The sequence below is a fragment of the Marinomonas posidonica IVIA-Po-181 genome, from assembly GCF_000214215.1.
In the GTDB taxonomy this organism is placed as follows: Bacteria; Pseudomonadota; Gammaproteobacteria; order Pseudomonadales; family Marinomonadaceae; genus Marinomonas; species Marinomonas posidonica.
In genome coordinates this window covers 2,176,912-2,195,866 of the sequence record NC_015559.1, presented here as the reverse complement: position 1 = coordinate 2,195,866, position 18,955 = coordinate 2,176,912, and the positions used below count along the sequence as shown (strand labels likewise).

The 18,955-nt window shown below is 44.2% G+C and carries 17 protein-coding genes; 5 read left to right on the top strand and 12 right to left on the bottom strand.

Translation table 11 applies throughout. The features are described from left to right. The first annotated feature begins 48 nt into the window (after window positions 1–48). The gene (locus MAR181_RS10295) at window positions 49–1,425 is read left to right on the top strand and encodes an MATE family efflux transporter (RefSeq protein WP_013796531.1); all 1,377 of its coding nucleotides are present in this window, start codon (window positions 49–51) and stop codon (window positions 1,423–1,425) included. A gap of 15 nt (window positions 1,426–1,440) precedes the next feature. Here the strand turns inward: MAR181_RS10295 and MAR181_RS10290 are convergent, their stop codons facing one another. After that, complete coding sequence (locus MAR181_RS10290; protein WP_013796530.1) at window positions 1,441–1,812, bottom strand: glutathione S-transferase N-terminal domain-containing protein; 372 nt, start codon at window positions 1,810–1,812, stop codon at window positions 1,441–1,443. 169 nt (window positions 1,813–1,981) lie between these two features. Here MAR181_RS10290 and MAR181_RS10285 point away from each other — a divergent pair, with 169 nt between their 5' ends. The 3 genes from MAR181_RS10285 to MAR181_RS10275 all read left to right on the top strand — a co-directional run bounded on the left by MAR181_RS10285 (window position 1,982) and on the right by MAR181_RS10275 (window position 5,109). After that, window positions 1,982–2,938 (top strand): sensor domain-containing diguanylate cyclase, encoded by a 957-nt coding sequence (locus MAR181_RS10285; protein ID WP_013796529.1) that lies wholly within the window; start codon window positions 1,982–1,984, stop codon window positions 2,936–2,938. A 156-nt stretch (window positions 2,939–3,094) separates the two neighbouring features. After that, complete coding sequence (locus tag MAR181_RS10280; protein ID WP_013796528.1) at window positions 3,095–4,681, top strand: L-lactate permease; 1,587 nt, start codon at window positions 3,095–3,097, stop codon at window positions 4,679–4,681. 8 nt (window positions 4,682–4,689) lie between these two features. Continuing rightward, window positions 4,690–5,109: a gamma-glutamylcyclotransferase family protein gene (locus MAR181_RS10275; protein WP_013796527.1), complete on the top strand. Its 420-nt coding sequence runs from the start codon at window positions 4,690–4,692 to the stop codon at window positions 5,107–5,109. 79 nt (window positions 5,110–5,188) lie between these two features. On the opposite strand, the gene MAR181_RS10270 is transcribed toward MAR181_RS10275, so the two are convergent. The 4 genes from MAR181_RS10270 to MAR181_RS10255 form a co-directional block, all read right to left on the bottom strand. Further along, window positions 5,189–6,703, bottom strand: coding sequence for an alanine/glycine:cation symporter family protein (locus MAR181_RS10270; RefSeq protein WP_013796526.1), 1,515 nt, complete (start codon window positions 6,701–6,703; stop codon window positions 5,189–5,191). 289 nt (window positions 6,704–6,992) lie between these two features. Further along, window positions 6,993–8,963, bottom strand: coding sequence for a tripartite tricarboxylate transporter permease (locus MAR181_RS10265; RefSeq protein ID WP_013796525.1), 1,971 nt, complete (start codon window positions 8,961–8,963; stop codon window positions 6,993–6,995). A 23-nt stretch (window positions 8,964–8,986) separates the two neighbouring features. Continuing rightward, window positions 8,987–10,069 (bottom strand): Bug family tripartite tricarboxylate transporter substrate binding protein, encoded by a 1,083-nt coding sequence (locus MAR181_RS10260; protein WP_013796524.1) that lies wholly within the window; start codon window positions 10,067–10,069, stop codon window positions 8,987–8,989. A 62-nt stretch (window positions 10,070–10,131) separates the two neighbouring features. Further along, window positions 10,132–11,193 carry a 4-oxalomesaconate tautomerase gene (locus MAR181_RS10255; protein WP_013796523.1) on the bottom strand — a complete coding sequence of 354 codons (1,062 nt, stop codon included), beginning with the start codon at window positions 11,191–11,193 and terminating at the stop codon, window positions 10,132–10,134. Between the two features lie 115 nt (window positions 11,194–11,308). Here MAR181_RS10255 and MAR181_RS10250 point away from each other — a divergent pair, with 115 nt between their 5' ends. Beyond that, window positions 11,309–12,220, top strand: coding sequence for a LysR family transcriptional regulator (locus MAR181_RS10250; protein ID WP_013796522.1), 912 nt, complete (start codon window positions 11,309–11,311; stop codon window positions 12,218–12,220). A gap of 2 nt (window positions 12,221–12,222) precedes the next feature. Here MAR181_RS10250 and MAR181_RS10245 read toward each other — a convergent pair whose 3' ends face one another. From MAR181_RS10245 to MAR181_RS10215, 7 genes are all read right to left on the bottom strand, one after another. Next, the gene (locus MAR181_RS10245) at window positions 12,223–13,164 is read right to left on the bottom strand and encodes a class I SAM-dependent methyltransferase (protein ID WP_041651731.1); all 942 of its coding nucleotides are present in this window, start codon (window positions 13,162–13,164) and stop codon (window positions 12,223–12,225) included. A 114-nt stretch (window positions 13,165–13,278) separates the two neighbouring features. Next, the gene (locus MAR181_RS10240) at window positions 13,279–14,652 is read right to left on the bottom strand and encodes a PepSY-associated TM helix domain-containing protein (RefSeq protein ID WP_013796520.1); all 1,374 of its coding nucleotides are present in this window, start codon (window positions 14,650–14,652) and stop codon (window positions 13,279–13,281) included. Window positions 14,653–14,708: 56 nt separating this feature from the next. Further along, window positions 14,709–15,206 carry a DUF2946 domain-containing protein gene (locus MAR181_RS10235; protein WP_041651287.1) on the bottom strand — a complete coding sequence of 166 codons (498 nt, stop codon included), beginning with the start codon at window positions 15,204–15,206 and terminating at the stop codon, window positions 14,709–14,711. Window positions 15,207–15,251: 45 nt separating this feature from the next. Further along, window positions 15,252–15,623: a DUF2750 domain-containing protein gene (locus MAR181_RS10230; protein WP_013796518.1), complete on the bottom strand. Its 372-nt coding sequence runs from the start codon at window positions 15,621–15,623 to the stop codon at window positions 15,252–15,254. 93 nt (window positions 15,624–15,716) lie between these two features. Continuing rightward, window positions 15,717–16,736 (bottom strand): adenosine deaminase, encoded by a 1,020-nt coding sequence (locus MAR181_RS10225; RefSeq protein ID WP_013796517.1) that lies wholly within the window; start codon window positions 16,734–16,736, stop codon window positions 15,717–15,719. Window positions 16,737–16,884: 148 nt separating this feature from the next. After that, window positions 16,885–17,952: a BMP family ABC transporter substrate-binding protein gene (locus MAR181_RS10220; RefSeq protein ID WP_013796516.1), complete on the bottom strand. Its 1,068-nt coding sequence runs from the start codon at window positions 17,950–17,952 to the stop codon at window positions 16,885–16,887. 69 nt (window positions 17,953–18,021) lie between these two features. Next, on the bottom strand, window positions 18,022–18,954 hold the full coding sequence (locus tag MAR181_RS10215; RefSeq protein ID WP_013796515.1) for an ABC transporter permease: 933 nt from the start codon (window positions 18,952–18,954) through the stop codon (window positions 18,022–18,024). Window position 18,955 lies beyond the last annotated feature (1 nt).

Genomic DNA, 18,955 nt, shown 5'->3' with positions numbered 1-18,955 from the left:
ACTAATTGTGATATGATATCGTCCATTGTTTGACTCATTGGAATTCACTTGAACTTCGTATCAAAAAGCAACCTCATTAAGAATGTCTCTTTAGCTTGGCCACTCGCACTGAACGCCATTTTGGTACAATCCATGGTGCTGGTGGATTTAATGTTAATTGCCAATTTAGGAGAAGTCTCGGTTGCAGCCTTAGGTCTGGCTTCGGCCATTCTGGCGTTCTTTGTTGGGACACAATACGCCTTGGCTAATGGCACTCAATTAATACTGGCCAGAGCGGTTGGCGCTAATGACCCTAGAGCAATGGCCAGCAGTTTGGTGATTGGTTGGTTGATCAATGGCGGTTTAACATTGATAACCAGTGTTGTTCTATTGTTCAGTTTAGACGGACTGTTGAATTGGCTGGTTGATGATCCTTTGGTGGCGGAACAGGCGTGCCGTTATCTGCAGGTCAGTGCTTGTATGTTGCTGGTTTCCTCTTTAGCGCAAGTTATGATTGCCTTTTTTAATGGTTCGGGCCAGACCCGTGTGCCTTTATATGGCTACTTAATCGAAATACCAGTTAATATTTTGATCAGTCTTGTATTGATTTATGGTTATTTGGGTTTCCCTGAGCTTGGCTTAAGAGGGGCTGCAATCGGCAGTTTGGTGGCGGTGAGCATCCGTTTTGGCTATTTAGTATGGCAACTTCGGCGACAGGGAAATTTGCCGATCATGGCTTCGAGAAAGGCCTTGAATGTGTCAGTAGTCGTGGCACATTTTCATGAGATTTCTCCGATAGCGGCCAATTTCATTACGCTGGCTTCTGGGGTGATGTTGCATCAAATGTTGTTTGCTCAGCTGGATGTGTATTCCTTTGCCGCCATTACTCTGGTTATGCCTTGGATGCAAATGGGAGCTCAATTTGTTACCTCTTGGGCGTTAGCGACTTCCATTAACATCAGTCAATTTAGAGGTCGTCATCAGACGCACTTAATCGCTGACTTTGTGGAGCAGGCGGTGCGCATTATATTGTTGCTCGGAGTGGCATTGTGTTTAGTGTTCGTAGCATTTGGCGAATTATTACCCATTATTTATCCGCGGCTAGATGAGCAAACACAGCAAGCATTAGCCGTGATTGCGCCAATTTATATATTGATTCCGTTAGTACGAACCTACAATGGTTTATGTGGGCATTCTTTAAGAGCTTTGGGGCAGAGTGTTAAAGTATTGCAAATCCATTTCGTGACTCAATGGATTATTGGTATACCTTACCTTGCTTTGGTTGTGTATTTTCAAGGACCTTTGTGGGCCGTGTTTGGTTCCATCCTACTGGAGGAATGTTTGAAGGTGCATTCTTTCCGAAAACATTTGAAACGGGAGCTTGCTCTACTAACGCCTCTGGATTCTGAAAATAACAAGGAAGGGGAAGACAGCGTCTCATCATAAACGCTGTCCAATGTTTTATGAAAAGCGTTTTTCCAAGTATTGAATAATATCTGACGACTCGTATAGCCATTCCACTTTATCATTTTCTTCAATGCGTAAGCACGGTACCTTGATTCGGCCGCCACCAGTGAATAAATCCTCACGATGTGGTGATCCCTCTGCCGCATTACGCTTTTCAATCGGAAGGTTGAGCTTGTAAATAGCGCGACGAGTTTTGATGCAGAAAGGACAGGCAAAGAATTGATACAGAGCCAATTGTTTTGTCTCTTCGTTTATCTTTGTTTGTTGTTCTGCTGAACGTTTCATTTTACGTCCGCGTGTAACAAGGTCGATTAGGGCGATGATGCCCCCAAGCAAGTTACGGATACATTTGATTAATAATTTCATATAAAAAGCGAATCTATTTTTGGGTGGATTTGATCGTAATAACAAAAACGCGATCATTGTAATAGCAGATGGGTTTTGTTCCTACCTTTGTTTTATTGGCGCATTAGGAAATGCTGTACTAGTCTCAATCTAACCTCTGAAAATTCCTTAGAAAAGAGAGAGTTAGAATATGGAAGAATCCGCTGAGTTTATGCACCTGGTGTTAAATTCAATTGAAGAACATATTGCTGTAATAGATGTCAGTGGTGTCATTTGTTTTGTGAATCAAAGTTGGCTTAATTTTGGTGATGAGAATCAATGTCTTAGCAATCAGAATTGGACAGAAATGAATTATCTGAATATTTGTGATCAAGCGTCTTCTGCCGGTGATGATTTTGGTCATCAAGCGGGTGCTGGTATACGTAAAGTGATTTCAGGCCAGATAAATAGCTATTCGTTAGAATACCCTTGCCATAGTGACGAAGAGCATCGTTGGTTTATCATGCATGTTTCGCCTTTTGAGTTTAATAAAGCAAATTATTTTGTGATTACTCATCAGGATGTAACAGAAAGAAAGCTAGCCGAATTGGCGGTAAAAGAATTGGTTCGTTTGGATGGTCTAACAGACATCTATAACCGTCGAGCATTTGATGAGTTTTTGCAGCAAGAATGGGTGCTGTGTTTAACATTACAGCAACCTATCAGCCTTGCGGTGATTGATCTAGACCATTTCAAACAGCTTAATGACAGTTATGGTCATTTGGCGGGGGATGATTGTTTAAAGCAAATAGCTCAACGTCTCAAAAAGCTTTCGGATTCCCCTCGTTTCTGGTGCGCCCGCTATGGCGGTGAGGAGTTCGCTCTAATTATGGGCAACACAGATGTGGTTGCGGCTAAGCAGGTATGCGATGAATTTACCGAACAAATTCATCGCTTGAACATCCCTAATATAGACTCTCCTGTTAAACCCTATATTACTGCCAGTATTGGTCTCGCTGAGGTGCGGCCAACAGATCAGTCAAATGCAGTGAATCTACTAAATCAAGCGGATACTTTACTTTATACAGCGAAGGAAAAAGGTCGGAATCGGATTGAAATATCATGTCAAACTCCCGATTTAGAATGGAATCAGGTGTCAGTAATATAAAGTCACCAGTTCAGCTTGTATTGTCCCTTCACTTTCACTTCTCTTAAATCAATAGATTCCTATTAAGGGCAGAGTTTGTTGTTATTGATTTGCCACAAGATGTAAGTTGAACAAATCTGATAGTGTCAGGATTCGTCATAGGGAAATCACCATATTATGCCAATTCTGCTGTCTGCATTGCCAATATTGTTATTGATTTGGGCAATGACTAAGCGTCGCTCCGTACCCTCTCATTTTGCTTTGCCAGCCACAGCCTTGTTAGTGGCGGTGATTCAATATGGCTATTTTGAAGCCGATGGACGTTTAATGTTGGCAAATAGTATGGCTGGCATAATGTCTGTTCTTACCCCTATATCTATTGTGGCGGGTGCTATTTTACTGAATCGGGTGTTGTTTTATTCTGGCGCAGAGGCGATTTTGAGTCGTTGGCTGAGGAGCGTGAGTCACAATAAAGTGGCACAATTGATGATCATAGGTTGGGCATTTGCCTTTATGATTGAAGGTGCATCTGGTTTTGGTACACCAGCGGCGATTGCTGCGCCTATTTTGATTGGTTTGGGCTTTCCTGTTTTGCCTGTTGCCATTCTTACTTTGACGATGAACTCCATCCCCGTGTCTTTTGGAGCGGTTGGTACGCCAATCTGGTTTGGCCTATCTGGTTTGTCTTTAACACAATCTACTTTGAGCGAAGTGGCTCAGCAAACCGCCATGCTGAATATGTTGGCTGCTTTTGTTGTGCCGGTAATTGCCTTACGCTTTGTGATCCCTTGGCGAGAAATTTGGTCTAACTTGGGATTTATTGTATTAAGCATTTTGTCCTGTACCGTTCCTTATGTGCTGGTGGCTCAATGGAATCTCGAATTTCCAGCTCTGATTGGCGGAGCCGTTGGATTAGTTTTGAGTGTCATTTTGGCGACTCATGGAGTGGGGTTAAAAACGCCGCCTAATGATCAGAATATTGAGAAATCATTAGATTCAATAGAAGTGCTGAAAGCCTTATCACCATTTGTTTTGCTGATTGTCATTCTACTGCTAACTCGTCTCCCTAATTTAGGAGTAAAAGCTTGGTTAAACTCAACGATGCCAATGTGGCAATGGACAGTGGCGATTGGGGAGTTTGAGGTGAGCCAATCTTTGGTGATAGGGTGGCATGAAATTTTAGGAACAGACATAAGTTGGCAATACAAAAGCTTATATGTCCCAGCTTTGATTCCATTTGTCTTAGTGGTATTGGTTTGTGTGCCTTTGTTTCGCATGTCTTCTCGGCAGGTCATCTTAGCAATAGGTGAAACAGGCGGACGATTACGACTTCCTTGTGTGTCACTGATTGGTGCATTAGTGATGGTGAATTTAATGATGCAAGGGGAAACATCGTCCCCCATGTTTCTACTTGCTCAGACGTTTGCTCAAGCATTGGGAGAGAGTTGGGCTTACACGGCAGCATTGTTAGGTGCGCTGGGTTCTTTCTTTTCAGGCTCGGCGACGGTGTCCAATCTCACTTTTGGTGGCATCCAATTGGGCATTGCGGAATCGGTAGGCTTACCTGTGAGTTTGGTTTTAGCATTGCAGTCAGCCGGTGCGGCTATGGGCAATATGGTTTGCATTAATAATATTATTGCGGTCTCCACTATTGCCGGCATCCGTAATAAAGAGGGAGTTATCATTAAGCGTACATTATGGCCAATGTTGGCTTATGCTTTGGTTGCAGGTTTGTATTCGTATGCTTATTTATGGCTGTATTAGGGAGGGGAATGGAGAAAATATTCGTATTTGGAACATTAAAAGAAGGCTTTCCCAATTTTAAGCACAATCATGGAAAGCGTTTTCGGGCAGAATTTGTTACTCAAAAAGCATTTCCCTTGTATCTTGTGGGTGAACGTTATTCTCCTTGGTTGATTTTAACGCCAGGTTTAGGGCATGCCATTAAAGGGCAAGTGTTTGAAGTGACGGACAGGGTTTTGCAAGAGATGGATGCACTTGAAAGGGTGGCTCAAGCCGATGGCTACCACAGAGTCACAACCGAGGTGGTGTGTCAGCAAACGGGGGAGACAGTAAGGGTTTATGTTTATGGTAAGCCGAGCCTATCTTTACCGGTTGATCATATTAAAATGGAATTAAAAGGTGAATACTCGCTAGAACACGCTCAATTATATCGTTCTCGGGGTGAGTGAATTGATAACAAAAAAGGCCAGTCGTATGACTGGCCTTTTATCTATCATGATGATTTAAGATGATCGATATCGGGTGATTTTACTTATTCGTTTCTTTATCGGCTTGTTGCTTCTCGAAACGTTTTTCCCAGAAATCAGCCCCTTTGATACCAAGGGATTTGGGGTCGAAAGTATAATCTTTAACACCATTAGCTTTTTGTTGTTCGTAATCTCTCAATGCTTTCATGGTCGGTTTCGCCATAAAGAAAATCAACAAGATACCAACAATGTTCAACCAGGCCATTAAGCCAACACCAACATCACCAAGGTTCCAGATGTAACCGGCTGTGTTAACCGTACCGTAAGCGACCATGAACATGATTAACAGTTTCACTAAGGTCAGTGGAATATTGATTTTCAATGCACGGCGTAGGTAAGCCACATTGGTTTCAGCAATGTAGTAGTAAGCCAAAATCGTCGTAAACGCAAAGAAGAACAAGGCCACTCCAACAAACGCTGACCCAGTATGGCCAAACACACTTGCTAGTGCCATTTGAGTAAAGGCTGGAGACGCAATGATGGTAGATGGATCAACGTTTTGTACGATGAATTGACCTTCTGCTAGTGCGCCTTGTACGTTGTATTGCTGAGTGATTAAAATCATCAAAGCCGTTGCGGTACAAATAAACAGAGTATCAATGTAAACCGAGAACGCTTGTACTAGACCTTGCTGTGCCGGGTGCTGAACTTCTGCAGCCGCGGCAGCATGTGGACCAGTACCTTGACCTGCTTCGTTAGAGTAAACACCACGTTTTACCCCCCAACCAATGGCAGCACCGAAACCGGCCTGAGCGGTAAAGGCGTCCGAGATGATCAGTCCAAAAATGCCGGGCACTTTATCAAGGTTTAAGAATACAATGATCAAAGCCATGATGATGTAACCAAATGCCATGAAAGGCACGATGACTTGAGTGAAGTTCGCGATTCGCTTAATGCCACCAAAAATGATGAAAGCCAATACGACAAGAATCACAGCAAGTGCAACTAACTTAGTTGAACCGACTTCACCGAAAGAACTGGTGACCATAGTGCCTTCACCAAATACTTGAGTGACTGCGTTGCCCACCGAGTTGGCTTGAATGCCTGGTAAGAAAATACCACAAGCGATGATAGACGATAGGGCAAACAATACGCCCAACCAACGCCAACCAAGACAACGTTCAAAGTAGTAAGCTGGGCCACCACGGTACTGACCATTTTCGCTGACTTTGTAGATTTGACCTAGAGTAGATTCTGCGTAAGCAGTACTGGCGCCTAGGAAAGCCACAACCCACATCCAGAAAACCGCACCAGGGCCACCGAAACCGATTGCGGCAGCAACGCCAGCAATGTTACCTGTACCGACACGGCCAGACAGAGATACGGCTAATGCTTGGAAAGATGAAATACCTTTTTCTGACGGATTGCCGTTGAACAACAAAGTCCACATTTCTTTGAAATGACGAACTTGCGCAAAACGCGTCATGATTGAGTAGAAAAGACCTGCGCCAAGACAGAGATAAATTAAGGCTGGGCTCCAAATGATCCCGTTTAGGAAATCAATGAATGCTTGCATAGTTAATCCTCGAGTATAAGCTCTGTGAGCTTTTTAGTTGTTATATTCCTGTTGAAGAACGAAGCTTGTGGCTTGTTTTCTTCGTACTGAGTGAACGCACTAAATTTCATAAGTAAGTAACTTAATATTAAGAAAGAAGTGTGCACCTTAGTGGGGCGAATTTACCACGAATCCCAGAATTACGCCATTTTACGAAGGAAAAAAATGTCCTTAATAAAAAAATCCCGATACCAAAGCGGCTATCGGGATAGAAGGCGGGAGGGCCTTTTGAGTAAATTAAATAGTAAGATTAAACAATCAAACGAATGGCATCTAATAGATATAGGTCGAACATACCTTCTGGGTAGTCGACGTGCATAACACGACCCAGAGTAACTAAGAAGATGACCAAGCAAACGGCAATGGTGGAAGATTTTAAATAAGAGGCTTTTGCTATCAGTCTCAAAAACACCAAAGAAAACACAAAGGTGGTGCAAATAAAGCCGAATAAGTAATAACCGTAAGCAATACCAAAGAAGCCTGCTATATAGACGAGATTTGGTGTTAATTCTGCTGCGACCATTTGATGTTTTTCTCGAACGGCTTTAAAGATCACCATGACAACGGAGAACAGTACAATCGCAATGGCAATGATGGGAAAGGATTTCGTCAGTTTTGCCATATCCCAAACATCAAACAAAGCATAGCCACCACAAATCGCAAAAATACCCACAATCGCTAGATCAGCAAATGATAGAGTTTGTTTTTCCTCTGCTGGCGCAACCGCTTTTTCAGCGTCGCTGGCGTCTGCTAGCTTCGCTTGCTTACGTTTTTTCAGAACGGGTGGCAAAACAAAGCCGATCACAATCAGTGCTGCAATAATGATGACACCTGGACGAGTAAACCAAGAGGCGCCGTAGAATTGAATACTCTGGAAAAAGTAGTTTTCAGCACCTGAAGACAATACAAAACCAATTAAGAAAGCAGGACGAGGCCAATTTGCGCCTTTCATCATAATACCAAGACTGGCAACGACACCTAACAGAATGAAGTCACCCAAGCTGCGTGTCGCCTGATAAGCGGCAAACAGAATAAGGGTTAAGATGATTGGCGTTAAAATCGAAAACTTGATGTAAGTTAACAATGAAATCGGGCGGGTAAAGCAAATACAGAAAATGGCACCCAAAATGTTTGCCATCGCCAATGACCAGATAATAGTGTACGTCAGGTCAAGGTGCGTGGAAATCATTGACACGCCAGGCTGAATGCCTAATAACAGCATACCACCCAAGAATACGGCTGCGGAACCTGAGCCAGGTACACCAAACAAAATGGTTGGGATCATACTGCCAGATGCACAGGCATTATTGGCGGATTCAGGTGCGATAACACCACGAATTTCCCCTTTACCGAATTGCGATGTGTCCTTGCTTGAATTTAACGCAAAGCTGTACGTCATCCAGTCGACAACAGAGCCGCCAAGGCCTGGTATAGCACCGATTAGACTACCAAAAACGGACGATTTTCCAACTAAGGGTAAATTCGCAAAGACATCTTTAAAACCTTGGCCTAAACCATGTCCTAGCGTGTTTTTAGAAGAGGCAATAGCAGTGTCTTTTACCAATAGACTGACAATTTCAGGTAGGGCAAAAATACCCAAACCAACGATTACCAAAGGAATGCCATCGTATAAATAATCTATGTCTAGGGTGAAACGGAATTCACCGGTTGCTGGTGCGCCACCAATGGTGCCAACCAACAAACCAAATCCACACGCCGCCAGTCCTTTATATAGGTTGCCTCCCGAAAGCGCTGCTACCACACTTAACCCGAGTAGAGTGAGCATGAAGAGTTCGGCGGAAGAGAAGGCTAATACCACAGGGCGAGCAACTAGGATAAAAACGCTGAGCACGATGGCACCCACAACGCCACCTATCATAGACGATAGGAAGGCGGCTGAAAGTGCACGTGCTGCTTGTCCTTTTTTCGCTAATGGAAAACCATCCATGACAGTCGCTTGCGAAGAGCTAGAGCCAGGGATACCCATTAGAACAGAGGTAAACGTGTCCCCTGTTGGAATTACGGCGACAAGTCCCATCAGCATGCCGAGACCAACGGAAGGTTCCATCCCATATAAAAAAGGCAAGAGTAAAGACATTCCGGCAATACCGCCGAGTCCTGGAATAATTCCCACGACTAAGCCAACCAATACACCTGTAATCAAGTAGGTGAGATGGCCAATGGACAGTATTTGATCCAGGGCGCTGAGGAACTCAATCATTAATAATAACTCCTAGAACCAGATTACAGTGTGTAATCAAATTTTGTTTTCAACCACTGTGCGACCCATTTATATAGATCAGGTGAAATATTAAGCGCTTCGCTTAAGTGCTGTGCCGCATGGATACCTTCTACGTTAGTGTAAGGACCAACTTGCACTGCGGATTCCTTGATAAAGGTTGGATCTTTCAGCATAGCGTGGATACCTTTGCGGTAAGCTGCAATGACATCTGTTGGGGCGTCAGCTGGAATGAAAATAACCTTTTGGAAAGCAAAACCTGCGGCAAGGAACTTAGAGTAAGCATCGTATGCTTCACCTGAAGGTTCTTTACCAAATTTCTGGAAGTATACTTCTTGGAATGTTGGCAATTCAGGGAAAGCAGGATCACGAACAACCTTACCTTCTTTGTTCAATACGCCTAGAGAGAATAAAGGCACAGCTTTATCATTCTTGACTAAATCAACGACAGAGTTCAGATAGGCAGAAGAAGTTTGGAAGTCGATTTTTGCTTCACCACGTTCAAACGCTAGACGACCAGCACCACGGCTTTTCATACCGAAAACGGGTTTAACATCTAATCCTAACATCTGAAAAGCGATCAACACTGGTAGCTCTAAACGCGTTGGACCTTGAGAGCCAAATGGCAGAGTCACACCGTCCAATTTGTTGATGTCAGCAGCGGATGATACACCCAAGTTTGGCTGAACATAGACTACGCCGCCTGTTGGGCTGGCCATTAAAGGAATCCACTTATCAAAGTTATAACGAACACGTTTGTCGCCTAACATGAAAGGGAATAACGTCGAAGCCGACGTACCAAGAATATCTTGACCGTTGTCTTTAGCTCGTTTATAGAACAGGTTTGTGCCTGTGATAGAGCCACCACCTGGTTGGTTCTTAATAACGACGGTAGGGTTACCATCCAAGTTTTTGGTTAGATGAGGGGCAATGAAGCGTGCCCAAACATCGGTACCACCACCGACACCAAATGGAATGGTCCAATTGACGGTTGAAGGAACTTGTGTTTCTTCAGCTTGGATTGGGGCCGCAACTAAACAACTGAAAGACAGTAGAGAAGCACCTAGTAGTGTAGAAAGTTTTTTCATCGAATTTTTCCTTTCTTGTTTTTATGACTAATCAATACCATTACTAATCTGTATTGAAACGGTTAATTGAGGTATACCGTACCGGACAGTATCTTCTTCGCTGTGCGTATCAGTGATACGCTGTTTAACTCTGATGGATCGTCATCCTTACGTTGAGCCGTAAGCTCTATCTTCCCTGATGGGTGTTCCAAGGTGAAAAAGGAGGTGTTCCCTGTATCACCAATCAGTTTTGACGCCACAGTACCTGGCAAACAGCAAGCGGTGACAATGGCAATACTGCCGGTCACAGCGAGTGCTTTATGGCACTTGTGAGGAACAAAATAACGTGCGCAAACCGTGCCGCCCTGAGAGGCGGGTGAAAGCAAAATGGGTTTCGGAATAACGGATTCTGATACGTCACCCATGCCCATTAATTCACCGGCTTGTAAGCGAATATTCTCTAAGCGTGACATGAACTCATGGTCTTCATCTAATTCGGATGGGGCTTCATGTCCTGTTTTTCCTAATTCGGCCGCATTGATAATGACGACTGGTGTGGCGGCGTCGATGCAAGTGACTTCAACAGAATCAATTTGATTTGTTTTGTTCCCTGTTGGCAGCAATTTACCTGTTTTAGCTCCTTCTACATCAAGGAAGGTTAGTTCAATAGGGGCACCAGGTGAGTTGGTTCCGCTGATGGTAATGTCACCTTTGTATTCTACTTGCCCATTAGGTGTTAGAACGGTCGAGTGAATGATTTTCCCCGTGTTCAAATTGTGAATACGCACCGTGGTTTTGTCTTGCAGAGCTGGGAATAAGCCCGTTTCAATGGCGAAGGGAGCAACCCCCGCGAGCATATTGCCGCAATTTGGCGCAAAGTCGACTTTTTTTTCAATGATGCTGACTTGTGCAAACAAATAATCTACATCGGCATCAGGATGAGTGGAAGGACCCACCATAGCCACTTTGCTGGTTAAGCTGTTGCCACCACCAATGCCATCAAGCTGAAGCTCGTGACCTGACCCCATCACCTTCATCAAAATATCTGCGCAGGCTTCTCGATCTGAAGGCAAATCAGACATGTTGAAATAAGGGCCTCGAGAGGTACCGCCACGCATAATCATGCAGGAGATGGTTTGTGACATTGAAATAAACCTTTTGTTGTTTGAACTTAGCGCTAAAGTCTCACATTCGTTATTGCTGCATCAAATGCAAAGATAGTGCATAATTGATGCGCAAAACGAATTAATAGGAGTGGTCATGCATCAAATTGAATTCAAGGATTTGGTGATTTTTATCCGTGTTGCTGAAACTGGAAACTTCCACGATGCTGCGGAATTAACCCATTTATCTCAGCCTGCGTTGAGTCGTAGGATGCAAAAATTAGAAGCTATTTTGGGTGCGCCCTTGTTTGAGCGTACCACTCGAAAAACCTGGCTGACATCGGTCGGCCGAGAGTTTTTACCAAAAGCAAGGCGCATGGTGGAAGAATTTGAGTTGTCTGTTTTAGGCATAAAGGACATGGCATCGCAGCAAAAAGGTAAGGTCACTATTGCTTGTATCCCTACCGCGGCGTTTTATTTTTTGCCGAGTGTGATCAATGTCTTTAATGAACGTTATCCAGGGATTCGCATTCAAATTCTGGATGAAAGCGCCAATCATGGACTGGAGTCTGTGATTCGCGGTGATGCGGATTTTGGGATTAATATGGCGATTGCTCAACACCCTGAAGTGTCGTTTACCCCTTTATTGGATGATCCATTTGTGGTGTGTTTGCGCAAAGATCATCCATTGTGTGACTTGGACGAAGTCTCTTGGGAAGACATCACGCCTTATAAATTAATCAGTGTCGGTCGAGCCAGTGGTAACCGCATTTTACTCGATAAATCTTTAGCTCGAGATCAAGTGAATTTAAACAGTTTTTATGAAGTGCAGCATTTATCCACGTCACTTGGGTTGGTGGAAATGGGCTTAGGGATTTCCATTGTCCCTAAGCTGGCGATGCCTCTCAGTACGGCGTCGGTATTAACCTCACGGCCTTTAAAAGGCCAACAAATTGATCGTTCAATTGGTTTGGTTAAGCGCAGTTCAACGTCACTGTCTCCTGCGGCGGACCTGTTTATTAATATTCTGTTAGAACGTTGGTCTGTGGTGAGTAAAGATGGCGTTTAGTGTTATGTGCTTTTGCTGAAAATAAGGGCTTTTAGACCACTTTCTATATCAATATCTGGGAACTCAGGTGGGTTCTCTAGACGACATTGAAAATGCAACTCAGGCGCTTCGAGTTGCATGCTATCGATTAAAAATTGAGCCGGTAGGCTTGGATCATTAACACATGCTAAGACTTGACCATTCTCGTTAAGCAATTCTGGTAGTCGACGAAGAATTTTTTGATAGTCTGTGGTGAGGGCAAAGCTGCCTTTTTGAAAGCTTGGTGGGTCAATAATGATGAGATCATAGTGGCCGTATTTTTTAATTTTCCCCCAAGATTTAAAAATATCATGAGCAAAGAATTTCACCTTAGTTAGATCGTGGTCATTTAAACGGTGATTATCTCGCCCTCGATTGAGAGCACCTTTTGCCATGTCCAAATTGACCACCATTTCTGCTTTGCCTTCAATGGCTGCCACTGAGAATCCACAAGTATAGGCAAACAGATTTAAAACTCGCTTGTTCTGACTGTGTTCTGTCACCCAGCGACGGCCATAACGCATGTCCAGAAACAATCCCGCATTTTGGTTTCGTCCTAAGGTCAGTTGAAATTTTAAACCTTCTTCATCGACAACAAGATCCTTTTCTCCTTCTCCCCACAAGACTTGGGTTGGATGATTTGGTCGATAACGATATTGAATCAGAAGCGCTTTGATATTACTGGTTGGCCACGCTTCTTGCTGAGTCCAACTGAGTAGCCTCTCCATTAAGCTGTGCTCATCAGCCGGTGATATTTCTTTAAATAGGGCAATGAACAATTGTCCAGCCAAAAAGTCGACGGTAATTTGCTCTAAGCCTTCAAAACACCGACCTCGTCCATGAAAGAGTCTTCTGACCTGGTTCGGGGTTTGCGGTAGTTGAGCGAAAACATGCTGGGTTAAGGTGTCGAGAATTGCTGGTGTCATGGCCATTGTATCTTTTTGTGAGAAGGGGGTATTGTACTGGTTGGTGCATTCTTTACCATAATGGATTGATTTTGATAAAAAAAAGACCGAGCCAAATGACTCGGTCACTGAATCCTATGCGGCGTTTTTCCAACGCCAAGCATCAATCAATAGGAAGAGGATTAGGCTCACCCCCATGACTGGCATGCTAAGACCAAGTGCAATCGCCACACCAAAGGTCATGACTTTTTGACCGCTTGTCAGCTTGCTCCATGCCTGTAATAAGGGTTTCGATGTCGAGCCTGCGTTAGGGCGTCGAATCCACCACATTTTGTAGCCCCAAATGATCATCATACAAACAGACAGCCCGAATAGGGTTAACAAGATCTGATTAGGAACACCAAACAGTACTCCCATGTGGGCATCGATGCCCCAGCGGATTAACTTAGCGACAAGAGGGAAGGCGTCGAAGTTGGCACGGCTGGTTACCGTCATGGTCCTTGTGTCTACCGCCACACTGTCCACTTGTGTCGGCCAAGAACGGTCAATTTCACGGACAAACCAGGCTTTGTGACCGGTACGGTCAGGTTTAATTTCGATCTTATTAGCATCAATGCCGGCATCGCGGGCCGCTTTTAGAACGCCATCAAACAATAAATCCGAGTTATGGCTGCCCACGCCAGAAGTGGCCATTTTTGATGAGCCGTGGTGGGCATGGTCAAGGTGTTCATCGCTTTGTTGGTTTGTTTTGTGTTGCGATAAACTGAGATCAACAGATGGCGTGACCCAACCAATGGAGGCTCTTAAACTGCCGATGTTGCTACCGGCCCATTTTGACCAAGTCAGACCTGTTGCAGAGACGAAAATGAGTCCCACAAAGATCCATAAGCCTAATTGATAATGGCGACGACGTTTGCGTAAATGCGCGGTTTTACTGGCCACTTCAGATTGGTTTTTTTTGCCGCCTTTATACCACAAAAATATCCCACCCAGGGCCGCAATCCATAACCAGGAAGCGGCTAGCTCACTGTAATAGCGACCCACTTCTCCGAGTAGTAATTGACGGTGGAAAAAGTCAATGGTCGTACGAATTGGCAGTACGCCACTGGTGCCATAAACGGGCAGGTTTCCTTTCAAATTTAGGGTCACAGGATCGATAAACAACGCTCTTGCACCGGTTAAGCGAGCCGTAGGGTCTAAAAACATAACGCGCGTGTTATCACCTATTTCTGGTGCTGGACGCACAGCGAACAAGGTTAAATCACTGGTTAGATGAGACCGAGCCGCTGCAATTTGATTGGCTAGAGGTTGATAATCACCACGACTTTGAGTGGTTAATACGTCTTTATAGACGGCTTGTTCAATCTGTGGTGACAGTATGTATAAGGTGCCGGTCAAGGCTGCGATAAAGATAAATGGACCGACAAACAGACCAACATAAAAATGCAGGCGTGTGATGAGAAGCAACAACGCATTGGATGAGGCTTCATTATTCATTTGGCTAGACATATTTTCTCTCATTTTACTTGGCACCAAGGTGCCCCTGAACATGGTGTTCACTATTGTTATTTAAGGCTAGTAAAACGCGAATCTGGCGGTGGTGCTCGAGGATTAAGGGGGGTGAATATGGACAGGTATTTACGCACTAATGTCGCATAAATCACGCTGGGGTATGACTCTTTTTCTAATGGAACAATGGTAAAGCTTTTAGTATTTAACCAGCTTAAATGAAAGAGCAGTGAACAGTACCCACAGGCTTCCAAAAGATTAGTGCTACCTTCAATTTTTGCATGATGTCGGTGATGCTCCATGCTATTTGAGGTGGCTGGTTTAGCAGACTTATGGTGCTTGTGTGGCGTAGGATCTGTCGCCTGGTTTGTTGCAATATGTGCGTCTTGATGATGCTGATGCGAGGAATGCTTTGCTGCTATCGTCGATGTGGATTCATCGTCTTGCAGCGTTTTCGCTAACTGCGAATATAATGGTCCAAAATAGATTAAGAACACACAGAATAAGCCAAACAACACACCGAAGTGTGTTTTAGCATTTGGTAGATGAAGCATAGACGAGTGCATCAGCTAGACAGTAAATATGACGAGTGTAGCTTATTAAACGGATTGAATATCGTGAGCGTGTTCTTCTGCTGATGACACAATGCATTCGCCAGCCATATTAGGTGCCGCACCGACCGCAAATTTATCATTGATCATGCCAGGTAACCATTTTTCTTGCCAATCAACAGCGCTGATTTCAAGACCTTTAAAGTCGGGATAGTCTTTTTCAGCCCATTGCAGTGCTTGAGTTTCGCTCAGCCAAATAGGTAGGACCTTGTCTGAACTGAGTTGAATGAGTAAGCAGCCTTGCTCGTCGGCTAAGGTCCAAATGGATTGGCCTTGGCTAAGGCGCTCGACCATTTGGCTGTAACGGTCATTACTGGTAAGGCGAAAAAAAACTTCGTCTAAATTTGGTGTATCTGACATGGAAAACAACTCAGTAGATTTAATTGCCGAGGATCATAACACATTGCTTTTGAGATGATAAAACCAAATGCCATCCTTGGCTGAAATTTGACTTTAAGCTTGGAATAGATGCGTTAACGTATCTAAATGAATACGCTTAGTTGCCTCGTCCATCCAGCTGCCAGTAATGCCATTTTTGGCGAGCTGATAAAGTTCATTACGATTGATTTTGCTCTGCTCAATTAAGGCTTGGTAGTTGTCATTCATGTAGCCACCAAAGTAAGCTGGATCGTCTGAATTAACCGTCGCCATCAATCCCAGAGCTAACATCTTTCTAATCGGGTGATCATTCATGTCATCGACCACACAAAGTTTGAGGTTGGACAGAGGGCAAACTGTCAGGGTTAACTCTCTGTGTTTAATCTCAGCGATCAACTTTTCGTCTTCTAATGCTCGGTTGCCGTGGTCAATACGATCCACATGAATAAGATCAAGTGCTTGCCATACATAGTCTGGCGGCCCTTCTTCACCTGCGTGAGCTGTCACTTTTAGGCCAAGATCGCGGCATGCTTTAAACACATTAGCAAATTTTTCTGGTGGGTGTCCGACCTCTGAGCTGTCGAGTCCAACACCGTCTATCCAATCTAAGAAAGGTGTTGCTTCTTTTAAGGTTTGAAAAGCGCTGTCTTCGCTTAAATGACGTAGGAAAGACATAATTAGTTGATAGGTCATGCCCCATTGTTTTTTGGCATCTTCTAATGCCCGACGAATGCCTTTTATTTGGACATCAAAGGGGATTCCGCGTTCGGTGTGGCCTTGCGGATCAAAGAAAATTTCCACATGGACCACATTTTCACTGTGGACTTTATTTAGGTAGGCCATGGTTAAATCGTAGAAATCGGCTTCATGTAGAAGCACGGACATACCTTGATAATACAGGTCTAAAAAGTCTTGTAAGTTGGTAAATTGGTAGGCGTCTTTGAGAGCGTCAACGGTATCATATTTGAGAGCAACTTGGTTACGTTGAGCGATGGCAAACATCTGCTCAGGCTCAAAGGTACCTTCAATATGAAGATGCAATTCGGTTTTGGGCATGGCTTGGGAGAGAGCCACCAATGAGGCTGTATTGTCCATGATGTTACCTTTCAAACTAGATGGTTGCGATCAATAGAATAAACTATAACGAAAAACGCAACGTTTTACGCATTATCTGTCGCGTAGTGAGATGATGAATTTAAAAAAAGGGGAATATACAGCCAGCAGCGCTGGCTGTATAGAAATTTTAGCGAGGAATTTCGTCTGTAATGCCTTCCACATACCAATTAACTTGAGCAAGCTCTTCGTCAGTCAGTGAATGACCTTCAGGTACCACGATATTACCTTTGTTATCCTTGATTGGACCAGTAAACGGCTTCAGTTCACCTGACTTGATCGCGGCGTATGTTTCTTTGATTTTTGCTTTAACATCCGCAGGTAAGTTTGGATTGATGGATTCAATCGTTAACATGTCCTCTTTAAAACCACCCCAATAATCGCTAGGCTTCCAAGTGTTGTTCATTACCTCTTCAGCAACATTGACATAATAAGGTGTCCAGTTGTCACGAACGGAGAACATATGAGCTTCTGGTGCGAATTTACTCATGTTAGACGCTTGGCCAATAGAGCGCATGCCGCGTTTTTCCGCCGCAATTTGTGGGGCTGGGCTGTCGGTATGTTGGATCAAGATGTCGACACCTTGGTCCATTAGTGCATTGGCGGCATCCGTTTCTTTACCTGGATCGTACCAAGAGTTCACCCAAACGATTTTAATTTTAACGTCTGGATTGACCTTCTTCGCTGCCATGTAAACCGTATCAATATCACGGATTACTTCAGGAATTGGGAAGGACGCAATGTAACCAATGGTGTTGGTTTTGGTCATCATGCCAGCAGCGACACCAGATACATATCGACCTTCATAGGTACGCAACACATAGGTGCCTACGTTACGAGAACGTTTGTAGCCAGTGGCGTGCTCGAAGGTGACTTTTGGAAAACGCTTAGCCACTTTTACAGTAGGGTTCATGAAGCCGAAAGAGGTTGTGAAGATCAAATCATTCCCTGCTTTTGCTAATTGCGTAATAACACGTTCAGCATCAGCACCTTCCGGTACGTTTTCAACATAGGTTGTTTCAACTTTGTCGCCAAAGTGCTTTTCAAGACCGATGCGGCCTAAATCATGCTCATAACTCCAACCTAGATCTCCGACTGGACCAACGTATACAAAGCCGACTTTTAATGGATCTTCGGCTTGAACGGCGGTGGCGCCAGCCAAAAGTCCTAAGCTAAGTAGTAACGATTTTAGTTTCATGTTGTTTTGCTCCTATTGTGTGCCCTAAGGGCTTATTGCTCTTCGTAGTTGAAGTGTTTAATAACGGTGTTACGCCATGTTTCTAGGATCGAATGGCTTTCCTAGAGATCGAGGCGCAAGCAGTTTTTCTTTAAAGTGATCGGCACTAATGATCACCATAACAATGACGGTGGCCACGTAAGGCAACATGGCTAATAGGTTTGGCGAGATTGACCAGCCCAAGCCTTGTAAAACCAAATGCATAATGCTGGCCAATCCGAACAAATAGGCTCCGAGCATGATGCGACCAATGCGCCACGAAGCGAATACCACTAAGGCAAGGGCGATCCAACCGCGTCCAGCGGTCATGTTTTCTACCCACATAGGGGTATAAACAAGCGACATATAAGCCCCAGAAATGCCTGCCATGGCACCACCAAACATGATGGCTAAGTAACGAACTTGTAGGACTTTGATGCCAATGGCGTTGGCGGCATTAGGGTTTTCACCGACAGCTTTTAATGTCAGTCCCACACGGGTTTTATTGACCACAAAGTAGAGTGCTATGGTGATGGCAAAAGACAGGTAGACAAGTATGTCATGTTTGAACAAAATCTCGCTAAGGTACGGGATCTCGGATAGCAGAGGGATTTCAATTGGTGCAAAGCCTTGGATGGTTTGACCAACCACACCTGAACCAACAAATGCGCTTAATCCTGTGCCAAATATGGTTAAGGCTAAACCTGTAGCAACTTGATTGGCGCCAAGTTGTAGTACTAATACGGCAAATATCAGGCTCATTAAGGAACCCATTATCATTGCGGCCAGAACACCGAGTCCCATACTGCCAGTGGTGTATGCGGCTAGAAATCCGACGACAGCCCCCATCAGCATCATGCCTTCTTGTCCTAAGTTTAGAATGCCGGATTTTTCGCAAATCACTTCTCCTAAAGCAATAAACAATAATGGGGTGCCTGTTTTAATGGCGGCGAACAAAATTTGTGTGATTAGATCTGCGTCCACA